Raw genomic sequence first — 14,408 nt, 5'->3', positions numbered from 1 at the left:
ATTGCGGCAAGATCGCCGGCGGCCAGGCGACCGGGGGAAGGACAGCCAGACACGGATGGACGGCTCGAACTGTCGATACCGCTCTCCGAACCGGTCGCGCCGGCCGATTCGATGCTAGACGAGTGGCGGCGAGGCACGGGGCAGCTGAGGAGCGCGGGCTGACAGCCCCCGGGTCAGAGTGGCGGATCAAGGCCGGCGGGCCCGGACGTCGAATTCGAACAGGGCCTTGTTTGAGTTCCGCTTGCGAATAACCTCCACCTCGACGTCGGCGTAGCCGAGCTCGTGCAGCATCAACGCATACCAGTCCTGAGCAGGGACACCGTGGCCGTAGAACGTCGAGTTCCCCACGATGTAGGAAACCTGCCCGCCGCGTTTCACCAGTGGTGTGACGGCCTGGAAGTGCAGCCACATGTCGTGGTGGTATTTCCGCACATAGGTCGCCAGCAGCGGCCCGTTCCGGTCGCCGTCGGCCGCGATCCGCGCGCAGACGGCCTCCAGCGCGTCGTCGACCGGGGTGGGCGTGGCCGGCGTCCAGGAGCGCAGGTTGGACGTGGCGCTCCCCCAGGTGCCGCCGATCGCGCGCCAGTCCAGCTCACCGGCGTCGCCGGCGCGGTCGAGGTAGCGCAGCCAGTACATGTACGGCCGGAGCTCGCGGATGTAGGACATCCGGTTCACGTAGGGCGGGCTGGTCAGCACGAGATCGGTTTCGCGCAGGTCCGGCACGACGGAGCGCGAGTCGCCCTCGTGGACGGCGGCGGAGCCCGGCAGCTCGACCCGGGCGGATTCGATCAGGGCTGCCGCCTCGGTGCCGAACAGCGCGATGGTGGCCGCGGCCGCGGCCGGGTCGAAGGATCCGGGCCGGGTCTCGCCGGCGGCGGCCTTGAACGACATGGACTGATGATTGAAGGCCGCGTTGCTGACGGAGATCAGTACCCGGCACAGTGCGATCTGCAGGAGATCACCCGCCGGTCCTGAATATGCGTCGAGCGCCGCCCGGAGTGCGCGCAGCGCGTGCAGCGCCCCGGGGCTCCACCATTTCTCGATCCGGAAGATGTTCGGCTGCCACAACTCGGTGTCACGGCCCATGCGGGCGGCGGCGTCCCCGGCATCGGCGGCCGCGGTGGCCGCGTCCGCAAGGGTCTGCCGCGGGTATTGGCGGACCTTGGCCCGCCCCAACCAGACGAGGAAGGGATTGAGATCGGCGCTCTGGCCATGATGGCCGAGCTCGGCCGCGGCGAGCGGAGTCGTCCCCGTTCCGGAGAACGGGTCGGTGATGACCGAGCCGGCGGGCAGGTGGGAGATACGCCCCCGTACGAGCCGGACTCCGTAGGCGGGCGTGAGCCGCAGCCAGCCATGCCGCCCTACGCCCCGGTTAGCCCGGAATGTCATGTGCTCGTTGCGCGCGTGGGACGTCCGGTCGGCTGTCGTACTCACGTGGCCTCCAGGAGAGGGCCGGCGGCGTGGGGAGAGCCCCGGCTCGGGGCTCCGCAGTATGCGCGAGGGGGCCCGGGACGCTTGCGCGGGGGCACGAACGGTCTGGGGCCGATCTGGCCTGGTCGCTGTCCTGCGCGCGACACCCAAACGATCACCATGCCGCAATGGCATAGCACGATCGGGTGATTTCGGTGGTGCCTTGCCACCTCCGGTGCGTAGTTCCCAAAAGCCCTTCAGAAAGCGACGGACCCTGACGAGGGCCGTCGCGGAGAGGTGTGTCTGGATGCGGCACGCGCTGGTCCTCGGCGGCGGAGGCGTGGCCGGCATCGCCTGGGAGATCGGCCTGTTGGTCGGTCTCGCCGAGGCGGGCGTCGACGTCACCGACGCCGATCTCGTCGTCGGCACCTCGGCGGGCTCCGCCGTGGGGACGATGATCAGCAGTGGCGCGGACCTCGACCTGCTGTACTCCCGGCAGATCGCTCCCGCCGACCCGACCGCCGAACCGACGGTGAATTTCGATTACGGCGAGCTCATGTCAACCCTGGCCCAGGTCACCGCGGGCTCGCGTGGCGCACGCGACGCCCGCGCCCGGATCGGCGCCTACGCGCTCGCGGCCGAGGTCGCCTCGGAGGAGGACCGCTGGCAGATCATCGCCGGGCGGCTGCCCGTCCGCGAATGGCCGCGGCAGCGCCTGGTGGTGACAGCGGTGGACGCCGAAACGGGTGACTGGGTGGCCTTCGACCGCGACTCGGGCGTCCATCTGGTCGACGCGGTCGCGGCCAGTTCCGCGCTCCCCGGTGTGTTCCCGCCGGTGACCGTGGATCACCGCCGGTACGTGGACGGCGGTATGCGTTCCGTGATCAACGCCGATCTCGCGGAAGGCCACGAACGGGTACTGATCGTTGCGCCCATTCTGGGCATGGGCATACCCACCGAGGTACGGCGGCTCGAACGCGCGGGCAGCCGGGTCCTCGTCGTGGCCGCGGACGAGGCGTCGCGGGCCGCCTTCGGCTCGAACATCCTCGATCCCGCGATCCGCGCCGCGTCCGCGCGGGCGGGGCGGAACCAGGCAGCCGCGGTCGCGGACAGCGTCCGCGAGCTGTGGAAGGACTGATCCGAGAGGTCCGCGTACAGATACCCGTACGACAGGTCCCCGTACAGCAGATCCCCGTATGACAGGTCCGCGCACCGGCGCCGGCGGGCCGCCGAGCCCGCCGGCGCCGGCACGGACACGAACCCCGCCGACGCCGGCCGCCGCCGGCCTCAGATGTCCGCGGCGGCGGGGACGACCCGCTCACCCAGGACCCGCAGCGGCTCGACGTCCCAGATGTCGGCGACGCCGCCGATGGCCACCGAGATGCCGAGCTCGGCCAGTTCGCCGAGCTCGTCGAGGATGCGCCCGACGTTCTCGCCCGACTTGCCCGGGTCGAAGCGGTAGTAGCAGGTCTTGACGATCTCGTCGTAGTCGCGGCCCTCGGCGTCGCAGTGCCGGCGCAGGACGTCGAGCTTGTGCGGCAGGTCAGGGCCGGAGAAGAGGTTGCAGGCCTGCCCGTACTTCGCGACCAGGCGCAGCGTCTTCTTCTCCCCACCCCCACCGATCATGATCGGCGGGTGCGGCCGGGTGAGCGCGGCGGGCGAGTTGAGCGGCCGGGCGAGCTGGTAGTGCTTGCCCGTCCAGGGGCTCTCGTCGTCCGACCACATCCGAAGACAGATCTGCAGGGTCTCCTCGAGGCGCTCGAAGCGCTCGGCGACCGGGGGGAACGGGATGCCGAGCCCGACGGACTCCTGCTCGTTCCACGCCGCGCCGATTCCGAGCATCGCCCGGCCCCCGGAGAGCACGTCGAGGGTACTGATGATCTTCGCGAGGATTCCGGGCTCCCGGTAGACGGTGCCGGTCACCAGGGTCAGCAGGGTCGCCCGGCGGGTGTGCGCCGCCAGGAAGCCCAGGGTGGTGTAGGCCTCGAGCATGTCGTTCTCGGGCGGGCCGACCATCTCGATCTGGAAGAAGTGGTCCATCACCGCCAGGTAGTCGAAGCCGGCCTCGTCGACCTCACGGGCGACCTCGGCGAGCGCGCGGCCCAGGTCGGCAGGCCCCTCGGGCCGGGTGAAGTCGGGAATCTGTACACCAAGTCGCACTTCTTTTTCTCCTCCGGGAGCTCACCGCGGGCCGCGTCGCCCGCGACCATGTCCGGTGGACGTCCGCCCCACCCGGCGACGTTCCCGCATCGGCGGGACAGCACGGGCCGGCGGGCACGGCGCGTTCGCGTCGCCACCGTCCCCGGCATCAAACCCCACCCGCCCGCGCAGGCATTCCCCAACGGGCCAGCCCGCGCGCCGCCCACCCGGCCACGTTCCGCCCCCCATGCCTGCCTTGCACACGCCCCACACCCGTGCCCCGCGGCCACGATCCGAGCACACCCACGGCCGCGGGCCGGAGCCGCCGTCGGGCCTCCACGACCTATGGCCCACAGCGACGGGCGAGGTGGTGCGCACAACGCCCACCCAGGCACCCGGCCACGGACCACCACCCGTCGCGACCTGCCAACACCCATGTATGAGAATTCCTCTCATGTCCGGGCTTGTCAGTCGTCGCACCGGTCACGGCCTGTTCCGGCGACGCGACCCGGCGCGGTCCCGGTGGCGGGGTGCCCGGAACCGCCGTAGCCTTTTCTTTCGGGCGGATCGTTCCGACGGCGCGCCTGGGGGTGCCACGGCCCGCGCCCCGGCGCCCCGCGGTGCCGGCGGCCCACCCGCCGCGGGTGCGATCCCCCCACGACCGGGCCGAGACCGGCCCGGGTGTGCTGTGCACGCCCGCGCGCCGGCCGCGCCCATCGAGAGCGGTCCGGCCGCCGAGACCGGCCCAGCCATGTCGGTCACAGCGCCGCTTCCGCGATGCCCGCCCGGGCGCGAGCGCGCGCGTCAGTGCGCCGTCAGCCGGGCCAGGGCGCCAAGGTGGGGAGGAGACCTCTCCTGTACTCGACGCCACCTGGTCCAGCAGCCCGTCACCACCGTGCGCGGCGGGCCGGTTCCCGGCCGGCCGGCCCGGATCCGGCGAGGTGACGCTTGACGATCTCGCCGCCGGCGCCACGCAGGTTCCGCCTGATCCGCCTGGCGCAGATGCTGCTGCTGCTCGCGGCCGTGCTGTTCGTGGCAGTCACGATCACCGGGACGCGGGGAAGTGAACCCGCCGTCGTCGCGCTGCGGTCCTTCGTCACGCTCGTCTCGGGGCTGCTGTGCATCCTGCGTGCCGTCCTGCTGCGCGGTGAGCGGCCGCCCTGGGCGCTGTTCGGCGCGGGGATCATCAGCTACGGCGCGGCCAGCGTCTACTTCAGTCTCGCGGTCAGCGGTCCGGCCGAGGGGGCGGCGGCCGAGGGGGCGGCGGCCGAGGGGGCGGCGGTCGAGGTGTCGGCGGCGGACGTCGGCTGGCTGCTTTTCTACCCGGCCTGCTACGTGGCCGTCATCCTGCTGCTGCGCCAGCGGGTGCTGCGGTTCCACGCGAGCGTGTGGCTCGACGCGCTGGTCGGTGTGCTCGGGGTGGCCGCGCTCAGCAGCGGCATCGGCGCGCGCCTCACCACGGACGGCCCCGCGGACATCTCCTCCGTCGTGGTCGGCCTGGTGTACCCGCTCGCCGACCTGCTCCTCGTCCTGCTGGTGGTGACGGTCTTCGGGCTGCTGCGCTGGCATCCCGGCCGGGTGTGGTGGCTGCTCGGCGGCGGGCTCGTCGGCTTCGCCCTCGCCGACTCGTGCGTGTTCGTGCTGATGGCGGACGGCGACTACGCGCCGGGCGGCCTGCTGGACATCGTCTGGGTGCTCTCCCTGTTGGCCCCGGCGTTCGCCGCCTGGCAGCGCCAGCCCTGGCGGAAGCCCGCGCGGATGTCCGGCTGGAGCGTGATCGCGGTACCGCTGGTGCTGACCGTCCTCGCGCTGGCGCTGCTGGTCATCGGGTCCATGATGGATCTTCCGCTGCTCACCGTGGTGCTCGCGGCGGCGACGGTCCTCACCGCGCTGGCCCGGGCGGCGATGACCTTCGTCGAGGTCCAGCAGCTCGCCGAGAGCAAGGTGCTCGCCCGCACCGACGACCTCACCGGCCTGACGAACCGGCGCGGGTTCATCGAGCGCCTGTCCACGCTCGAGGGGAACATCGCCGACGGGGACTCGTTCGCGCTGCTCCTGCTCGACCTCGACCGGTTCAAGGAGATCAACGACTCGCTGGGCCACCATGTGGGCGACGCGCTGCTCGTCGAGGTCGGGTCCCGCATCGCGGGGGCGCTGCGGCCCGGCGACCTGCACGCCCGGCTCGGCGGGGACGAGTTCGCCGTCCTGCTGGAGCACGCCGACGCCGACACCGCCCGGCGGGTGGCCGACCGCGTCCTGGTGGCGCTGTCCGGCGCCTTCGAGGTCGGCGGGATGACCCTGCACGTCGGCGCGAGCATCGGCGCGGCGCTCTACCCGGACCACGCCGCCGACGCACAGACCCTGCTGCAGCGAGCCGACGTCGCCATGTACGGCGCGAAGTCCGGCCGGACCGGGGTGGAGTACTACCGCCCCGGCGCCGAGGTGAACACGCTGCTGCGGCTGGACATGATCGAGTCGCTGCGCGCCGCGCTGGGCACCGGTCAGCTCGAGGTCCACTACCAGATCAAGGTCGAGCTCGACTCGGGCAGGTCGCACGGCGTCGAGGCCCTCGTACGGTGGCGCCATCCCACCCGCGGCCTGCTGACGCCCGAGTCGTTCGTGCCGCTGGCCGAGCAGGCCGGCCTGATGCGGATGCTCACGATCGAGGTGCTCGAGACCTCGCTCGCCCAGTGCCGGCGGTGGCGCGAGGCCGGCCTGGAGGTCGCCGTCGCGGTGAACCTCTCCGCCTCCGACCTGCTCGACCGCGCGTTCCCCGACCAGGTGCGCGGGCTGCTCGCCCAGTACGGGCTGCTGCCGTCCGCGCTCGAGCTGGAGATCACCGAGACGACGCTGATGCTGGACCGGGTACGCACCGCGGCGGTGCTCGGCGAGCTGCGCGAGCTCGGCGTGCAGATCGCCGTCGACGACTACGGCACGGGCTACTCCTCGCTGGCGTACCTCCAGGAGCTTCCGGTCGACATGCTGAAAATGGACAAGTCGTTCGTGACGAGACTCGAGGACGGATCCGGGCTGCGCCGCGCGAAGGCGGAGGCGATCGTCCGGTCGACGGTCGGACTCGCGCACGCCCTGGGCCTGCGGATCGTGGTCGAGGGCGTGGAGAGCGCGAGCGCGCTCGACAAGTTGCGGAACTACGGCTGCGACGTCGCCCAGGGCTACTTCCTGGGGCGCCCGCGGCCCGCGGACGAGGTCACGGCGATGCTGTCGTCACCGGTCGTCCGGGCAGCGGTCGACGCGGCCGCCACCGAGGCGACGACAAAGGCGACGACGGAGGCCACGACGACAGCGCAGGCGGCGGCGGAGGTGGCAGCTGAGGTGGTCGATGTGTCCTCGGCGGAGGCTGCGGGCGAGACGGTCGCGGTGGCCCAGGCTGAAGCCCTTGCCCAGGCGGAGGCGGTCGCACAGGCGGAGGCTGCCGCCACGGCGGAGGCCGCGGCCAGGATCGCGGCCGAGATCGACGATCACGATGACGGCGGCACCGGCGCGCGAACCCCCGCGGGCCAGCTGTGGGGCTGACCCCGCCGCTACCCGAACCCCCCCGGTCGGGCTGGGATCATCCCCTGCTCGAGCCATACCTGGAGCGGGCAGCCGCCTACGGACCGGTGGCGGCGGGCGGGGGGCTCACCCCCCCGGCGCTGATCGGCGCCTACCGCCGCGGGGCCTTCCCCTGGCCGGCGGACGACCTCGCCGAGGCGGCCGAACTGCGCGGAGCACTGCGCGCGGCGGCCGCGCGCGGCGTCATCCCGCTCATCGGCCACGTGCCCGAACGCACCGCCGGTGCGGCTGGTGCGGCTGGTGCGGCCGCCGCCGGCGCGGCTGGTGCCGCCGGTGACGGCCCGGGTGACGACGTGGACCCGCCCTGGTGGTGCCCGGACCCGCGGACCGTCCTCGCGCCGGGCGAGATGCGGATCCGGCGCTCACTCATCATCCGGATGCGCAACAGCACCTGGACCAGCACGCTCAACGAGTGCTTCGTGGACGTCGTCCGGGCCTGCCGCCGCGACGGGCCGCACCAGTGGATCACCGAGCAGCTGATCGAGGGCTACGCCAGGCTCCACGCCCTCGGCTGGGCACACAGCGTCGAGATCTGGGACGGCGACGCGCTCGTCGGCGGGATGTACGGCGTCCAGGTCGGACAGGTCTTCATGGGCGAGTCCATGTTCCACCGGGCCTCGGACGCCTCGAAGGTCGCGCTGGTCGACTTCCTCGACCGTTTCGGCCGGGCCGGCGGCGCGCTGCTGGACGTCCAGCTGACGACGGCGCACCTGACGACACTCGGGGCCCGGGAGGTGCCGCGCGCGGAGTTCCTCGCGACGCTGCGGGCCGTCCGGGACGACGAGGCGCGGATGGTCTGCGACCGGCTGCCCGTCTCCCGCCTCGCGCCGCCGCGCAAGCCGGGCCCCGCCGAGACCCGCCCGCCGAGACGCCCACCGGCGCCGCCCGGGGAGCCCGCCGACCCGGGCCGGGCCGCGCGGTGACGGCCGAGCCCGGAGGTCGGGGCTCTGGCAGGGCGCTAAAACACTAGATCTTGCGCAGGAGCATGGCGAGGTTCCAGGTGACAACCTCACGAGCGCCGGGGACACGCAGGATGGCCTTCGCCCAGTCCGGCAGGTAGCGCGGCATCGCGTCGACGACGACCACGTCGGAGCGCTGGCGGGCCCAGGCGAGGGTGCCCGCGACGGACACCGGGAACAGCGTCTGGCCGAACCGGTTCTTCGGCGGGCGGCCCTGCCGCTTCTCGAAGCGGTCGGCGGCGCGGTCACCACCGAGGTAGTGCCACGGCGCCGTCTCGTGCCCGCCCCACGGCGAGAGCCAGTTCGTGTAGCTGAGGAAGATCAGCCCGCCGGGGCGGGTCACCCGCACCAGCTCCGAGCACATCCGCCACGGGTCGGGTACGTGCTCAAGCACGTTCGAGCTGTAGCAGAGGTCGATCGAGTCGCTCCGGAACGGCAGCTCGAGCGCGCTCCCGCGGATCCGGCCGGGCACATCGAGACCACCGGCCTCCATCTCGGAGACGTTGGGCTCGACCCAGTAGTACCTGGCGCCCGCGTCGAGGAACGCGGACCGGAAGTAACCGGGGCCGCCGCCGACATCCAGCACCAGCTGGCCGGACAGCGTCGTGTACCGGCGGAGCTGGCGGACGGAGTCGGCCGCGATGAGCGAGTAGAAACCGGCCGGGTCGACCGGCTCCTTGCGGTGCGCGCGGAACAGCGTGACCGACCGGGAGAGACCGAAGCCGGAGTACGGCAGGTCGCGCACGGCGGGCCGGTCCCCCGACGCCCGCCTGCTGGACGTCGACGCGCTCGACGTCGACGTGTTCGGAGCTGGCGTGCTCGAAGCCGGCGCACTCGACGTCGGGCGGCTCGAGGCGGACGCGGTCTCGGACATGCCGGGGACGATAACACTGTGCCCCCACAGGGTTGTCCGCCCGTGGCGGCGCCCGGCGCAGCCGGCCCCCGATCAGAGCAGCCGGCCCACCGGCCTCGCCCGATCGGCCGGCGCAGAGCGGGGGAATCTTCGCCATCGGTGGAAAAAGCCCCTTCTCCGAGCTAATGTGCAGACATAGATCTTCACCGTGCGCCACGATCTTCACAATAAGATTCACGGCACACCGGGCGACACTCCGTCGTTTCTTTCGTTTCCCGTGACCCGGAGAGAATGTTTCCGGCGATCCTGAAAGGCCGGTGACGGCGATGGCGCCGATGCCCGCATGCCCGACCTGCGACCGGAAGTAGGAAGCCGGTGTCGCAGACCTCGGAATCCCTGCCCCCGTCCAGCGAACCGGTCCGCAGGCCAATGATCGACGTCCCGGCACCACCCACCACAGTCCAGACGGCATCTGTAACAACACCGCTCTCTCCGCAACAGATCTCCCCGCAACCGCTCTCCCCGCACCTGGCCGACCCCGCGGCGCCGGCCGCCCGCGAGGCGCCGCCCGGGCCCGCACCCGGGGCCGGAACCGGAACCCCCAGTCACACCGGGACTCCCCCGGCCGGGCGCCCGCAGGCCCACGCCGGCGCAGGCATCCGCCACGTCCTGGCCCGGCCCTACGGCGTCATGGCGGAGATGGACCACATGCGCCGCCAGTCGCCGTTCTACGACTCGCGGGTGGACGAGATCGACGGCCGGCGCATTCGCATCGGCGACCGTTGGCTGATCGATTTCGCGTCCTGCAACTATCTCGGATTCGATCTCGACCGAGAGATCATCGAATCCGTTCCGGAGTATCTGGATCTCTGGGGAACCCACCCGAGCTGGTCACGCATCATCGCTAATCCACGACTGTTCGTGGAGATCGAGGAGACGCTGGCGGACCTTCTCGGCGCGCCGGACACGCTGTTACTCCCGACCATCAGCCATATCCACCTGTCGGTGCTGCCCGCACTCGTCGGCCAGGGCACCCTGTTCGTCGAGCTGCACGCGCACAGCTCGGTGCATGACKGCGCCACGATGGCGCTGGGCCGCGGCGCCACCGTCCGGCGCTTCCGGGAGGACCGGCTCGATCGGCTGGAACGCCGGCTGCGGGTATGTACCACCTATCCCCGGGTCGTGGCGATCGACGGGGTGAACAGCATGACGGGCAACGGCCCGCCGCTGGCAGAACTGCTCGAGCTGGTCCGGGCGTACGAGGCCGTCCTGTACGTCGACGACGCCCACGGCTTCGGGGTCATCGGCGAGCGCGCGCCGGACGAGCCCACCCCGTACGGCCTGCGCGGCAACGGGATCGTGCGGCACCTGGGGCAGAGCTACGACGACCTGATCCTGGTCGGCGGGTTCTCGAAGTCCTACTCCTCGCTGCTCGCGTTCGCGACATGCCCGACCGAGCTCAAGGACTTCCTGAAGACGATGGCCAACCCGTACATCTTCTCCGGCCCGCCCCCGGTCGCCTCGCTGGCGACCGCGCAGGTCGGGCTGCGGGTGAACGCCGAGCGGGGCGAGCGGGCGCGGGTGGCCCTGTACGGCCTCACCGCCCGCCTGCTGGCGGGGATCCGCGCGCTCGGGCTGACCACGCTGAACACCTCCGGCTACCCGATCATCGAGATCCCGCTGACCGACCCGGCGCGGGCCGACGCGCTCGGCGCTTTCCTCTACGAGCGCGGGATCTACGTGACGGTGGCACCGTTCCCGCTGGTGCCCCGGGAGCAGGTCGGGGTGCGGATCCAGGTGACCGCGGCCAACACCGACGCCGAGATCGACACCCTCCTGGACGTCCTCGACGCGGCGGCGCGGCGCTTCCCCCTCGCCCGGATCAGCTGACCGCCCGGGCGCGGCTGGCCCGACGGATACGTCCCGGGCCAGCCGCGTCCGTCACGTCAGACGCGGCTGGCCCGGCCGTCAGATCGGGCAGCCGCCGCGCCGTCAAATCAGGCGGAGCTGGCGGCCGGCTGACCGGCGACGTGCGGCGGCGGCTGTGCCCTGCGCGGCCCGCGTGCGCTTGTCGAGATGACGTCCGTCGATGGCGGAGAGGAACGCCGACGGGCCGGTGTCGGCCAGGTCGCCGCCGCGCCGGCGCCGGGCGGCATGGGTGAGGACGAGCTGGCGGCGGGCCCGGGTCATCCCGACGAAGAGCAGCCGCCGTTCCTCCGCCTCGGCGTCGGCCGACGGGCTCGACCCACCCCAGCGCAGCGGCAGCAGGCCGTCCTCGCAGCCGACGATGATGACGAGGCCGAACTCCAGCCCCTTGGACGCGTGCAGCGTGAGCAGGGAGATGCGGTCCGCCCGCGGGTCGAGCCCGTCCACCTCCGTCGCCAGGGTCACCGAGGTGAGGAACGCGCCGAGATCGTCCCCGGCGACCGCGGCCGCCGGGGCGAGCAGCTCCGCGGCGCGTCGGATCTCCGCCTCGCTCGGCAGCCGTCCCGCCGGGACCCCGCCGGGCTGAGCGACACCGGGCGCGAGGGCGGCAGCGGTGCCGAGCTCGGTGCCGGCGGCCGCGGCGAGGTCGGTGAGCCGCGCGGCCGCGTCCCGCAGCAGCGCGGTGACCGTACGGGGCGCGGTGTCACGGCGATCGCGCAGCAGGGCGAGCACCGCGGCGACGGCCGGGACGTCCGCGAGCGGGGTGTGGGCATGCTGGCGGAACGGGAACCCGCGGCGCACCAGCGCGTCCATCACCGGCTCGGCCTGGCGCGCCGTCCGGTAGAGCACCGCGATGTCGGCGAACGACAGCCGGCCCCGCTCCGAGCCGTCCACGCCCGAGTCGAGGGAGTGGAACGAGGTGCCGCCGAGGGCCTCCTCGATCAGGTCGGCCACAGCGATGGCCTCCTCGGCCTCGCTCGCGCACTGCCGGACGACGACGGGGCCGTCCTCGTCCAGGCCGGTCACCGCGCGCAGCTCGCGGCCGGGCACGAAGGTGGTGGGCGCGATGGCGTCCAGCGCGGCGCTGACGATGGTGGGCGTCGAGCGGTAGTTGCGGGTGAGCGAGACCCGCCGGGCGCCGGGACGGTCCTGCTCGAAGCGCAGGAAGAAGCCGACCTCGGCGCCGCGGAAGCTGTAGATCGCCTGGTCGGGGTCGCCGATCGCGCACAGGTCGGCCGCGGGCGGGCAGAGCTCGCGCAGCAGGCCGTACTGCACCTCGTCGATGTCCTGGAACTCGTCGACCCAGACGTGCCGCCAGCGCCGCTGGTACTCGGCCGCCAGGTCCGGGTTCGACCGCAGCAGCCCCAACGGCAGCGTGAGCAGGTCGTCGAGGTCGACCATGTTGCGATCACGCAGTGCGGCGTCGTAGCGGGCGAGCACCCCGGCGAGCGCGTGGTCCCGGTAGGTGCGCCCCAGGGCGCGCTGCCGCTTGAGCTCGGCCAGCTCCGCCGCGGCACGGCGCCGCGCCTCGGGACCGTCGGTCCCGTGCATCGCCTCGTCGATCAGCTCCCCACGGATGGCGTCGTCGGCCACCTGCACCCGTGGCGCCCGCGCGAGCGCCACATGCTGCTCCCGGATGATCAGCAGGCCGAGGCCGTGGAACGTCGTCGCCAGCGCGCCGGCACCGGGCCTCCCCGTGTCTCCTGGTGCCTCATCCACGGCCGCACCGCTCGTGGACGCCGCATCTGTGGGCGTGCCGTCCGCGGGTGTGCTCTCAGCACGTGTCCCGGCCGGGCCTGGCGCAAGCAGAACATCGAGCCGTTCTCGCAGCTCGCCGGCAGCGCGGCGGGTGAACGTGACCGCCAGGCACTGCTCGGCGGGCACGCCGAGCTCACGGACCCGGTGCGCGATGGCGTGCACGAGCGTGCGGGTCTTCCCGGTGCCGGGGCCGGCGAGGACCAGCAGCGGCCCGCCGACGTGCTCGGCCGCGCGCCGCTGGTCGGGATCAAGCCCGTCGAGCACCGACGGCGGGCCGCTGCGCTCCACCGCGTCATCGCCCGGGAACAGGTCGCCGGCTTCGGTGACCTTGGCGACGTCGGTAGCTCCGGCAGCTCCGGCGGCCTGGGGGACCTCGGCTGCTTCGGCGGCACCGGGCGCGAGCGCGGTGCCGCCCCGGCCGGCGCCGCGGCCCCGGCGGATGCCGGCCTGCGGCGCCGTCGCGAGGCCGGGGGTGCCGAGGTCGAACAGCGTGCCCGCGTCGGCGGTGAGCTCGTCGGGCTGGAAGAGCCGGATGACGCCGTACTCGCCGTCGAAGCCGGCCTGGCGGATCACCTCGCCCCGGCGCAGCCGTCCGATGCCCTCGACCAGCGTCGGCGAGCCCACCTCCGCGATCGCGTCCAGCGGGACGTCCGAGAGGATGCCGAGTTCGGGGCCGAGCCGGGAGACGAGGGTGCTGACCTGCGTCGCCACCGACTTGCTCTTCGGCCCGACTCCGAGGATCTCGCCGACGATCTCGGGCAGGGCCACCAGCGACGTGACGTCACCCGCCGTGTCGGGTCGGTGCACTTCCGTGCGATCGGCGAGCGTGTCCACCCGGTTGAGTACGCCCACCGTGAGCGGACGCCCGCACTCGGGGCAGATGCCGCCGACCGCGCGGGTCTGCTCCGGCGTCAGCGCCACCCCGCACTTGCGGTGGCCGTCGTGGTGGTACTTCCCCTCCTCGGGGAAGAACTCGACGGTGCCACCGAACCCGTCGCCGGTGCGCAGCGCACTGAGGATCGAGAAGTAGTCGGGCTCGCAGGTGAAGGCGGTGGCCTCCCGCCCGAGCATCGGCGGGGAGTGCGCGTCGGAGTTGCTGACCAGCCGGTAGCGGTCCAGCCCGGAGATCCGCCAGAACATCTCCGGGTCCGCCGACAGGCCCGTCTCCAGCGCGAAGACGTGCTCGGCGAGGTCGGCGTAGCAGTCCTCGACGGCGTCGAACCCGGATTTTGAGCCCAACACGGCGAACCAGGGCGTCCACACGTGCGCGGGGATCAGGTAACAGCCCTCGCCGGCACCGAGCGTGATCTCGAGCAGGTCACGGGAGTCCAGGCCGAGGATGGGCCGTCCGTCTGCGGAGAGATTGCCGATTCGGGCCAGTGCGGACGTGATCCGACCGGCCGATTCGCGATCGGGCGCGTAGAGGAGGTGATGAACCTTCCTTGTACGGTCGCCTCGCTTGTAGATGGTGGAGATCTCCGTAGAGATCATGAATCGGGTCGCGGTGCGGCACGACGCGGGCAGCGTCGCGAGCACGTCACGCTCCAGGTCGGGACGCAGCCGGAACAGTCCCGGCTCCGCCGGCACCAGCTTGGTCGCGAGCTCCTGCGACCAGGCCGGATGGGTGAAGTCGCCGGTCCCGACGACGCGGATGCCTTTTCGGGCCGCCCACCACGCCAGATGCTCCAGGTCGCAGTCGCGGCTACAGGCCCGCGAGTACCTGGAGTGCACGTGGGTGTCGGCAAAGAACCGTGACCTCACGGATGCGTATGTTGTCGCATCCGGGCCCC

General features: G+C 72.5%; 8 protein-coding genes. 4 read left to right on the top strand and 4 right to left on the bottom strand.

Going from position 1 to position 14,408, the window contains the following annotated elements; all coding sequences use genetic code 11:
• Positions 1–186 precede the first annotated feature (186 nt).
• Positions 187–1,389: a DNA methyltransferase gene (locus BBK14_RS01460; protein WP_071059398.1), complete on the bottom strand. Its 1,203-nt coding sequence runs from the start codon at positions 1,387–1,389 to the stop codon at positions 187–189.
• Between the two features lie 328 nt (positions 1,390–1,717).
• On the opposite strand from BBK14_RS01460, the gene BBK14_RS01455 reads away from it, so the two are divergent.
• Positions 1,718–2,548, top strand: a complete 831-nt coding sequence (locus BBK14_RS01455; protein WP_071059397.1) for a patatin-like phospholipase family protein — start codon at positions 1,718–1,720, stop codon at positions 2,546–2,548.
• A gap of 149 nt (positions 2,549–2,697) precedes the next feature.
• On the opposite strand, the gene BBK14_RS01450 is transcribed toward BBK14_RS01455, so the two are convergent.
• Positions 2,698–3,570, bottom strand: coding sequence for an LLM class F420-dependent oxidoreductase (locus tag BBK14_RS01450; protein ID WP_020458637.1), 873 nt, complete (start codon positions 3,568–3,570; stop codon positions 2,698–2,700).
• Positions 3,571–4,497: 927 nt separating this feature from the next.
• Here BBK14_RS01450 and BBK14_RS01445 point away from each other — a divergent pair.
• Positions 4,498–7,083, top strand: a complete 2,586-nt coding sequence (locus tag BBK14_RS01445) for a putative bifunctional diguanylate cyclase/phosphodiesterase (protein WP_420849114.1) — start codon at positions 4,498–4,500, stop codon at positions 7,081–7,083.
• A complete protein-coding gene (aat, locus tag BBK14_RS01440; RefSeq protein WP_071059396.1) occupies positions 7,074–8,045 on the top strand; it encodes a leucyl/phenylalanyl-tRNA--protein transferase in 972 nt (323 codons plus the stop codon). The genes BBK14_RS01445 and aat overlap by 10 nt, the downstream gene beginning before the upstream one ends.
• 43 nt (positions 8,046–8,088) lie before the next feature.
• Here aat and BBK14_RS01435 read toward each other — a convergent pair whose 3' ends face one another.
• Positions 8,089–8,826 carry a class I SAM-dependent methyltransferase gene (locus BBK14_RS01435; protein WP_071059395.1) on the bottom strand — a complete coding sequence of 246 codons (738 nt, stop codon included), beginning with the start codon at positions 8,824–8,826 and terminating at the stop codon, positions 8,089–8,091.
• Positions 8,827–9,642: 816 nt separating this feature from the next.
• On the opposite strand from BBK14_RS01435, the gene BBK14_RS01430 reads away from it, so the two are divergent.
• The gene (locus BBK14_RS01430) at positions 9,643–10,824 is read left to right on the top strand and encodes an aminotransferase class I/II-fold pyridoxal phosphate-dependent enzyme (protein WP_338045408.1); all 1,182 of its coding nucleotides are present in this window, start codon (positions 9,643–9,645) and stop codon (positions 10,822–10,824) included.
• Between the two features lie 102 nt (positions 10,825–10,926).
• Here BBK14_RS01430 and BBK14_RS01425 read toward each other — a convergent pair whose 3' ends face one another.
• Positions 10,927–14,379, bottom strand: a complete 3,453-nt coding sequence (locus BBK14_RS01425) for a UvrD-helicase domain-containing protein (RefSeq protein ID WP_071059393.1) — start codon at positions 14,377–14,379, stop codon at positions 10,927–10,929.
• Positions 14,380–14,408: the final 29 nt, after the last annotated feature.

It is taken from the genome of Parafrankia soli, assembly GCF_001854695.1.
Lineage (GTDB): Bacteria > Actinomycetota > Actinomycetes > Frankiales > Frankiaceae > Parafrankia > Parafrankia soli.
The sequence above is the reverse complement of the archived record's forward strand: the minus strand, read 5'-3'. Positions and strand labels throughout refer to the sequence as shown.

Coding starts and splice junctions, on each gene's coding strand:
- BBK14_RS01460 (WP_071059398.1), bottom strand. CDS start 1,389: ATGACATTCCGGGCTAACCGGGGCGTAGGGCGGCATGGCTGGCTGCGG.
- BBK14_RS01455 (WP_071059397.1), top strand. CDS start 1,718: ATGCGGCACGCGCTGGTCCTCGGCGGCGGAGGCGTGGCCGGCATCGCC.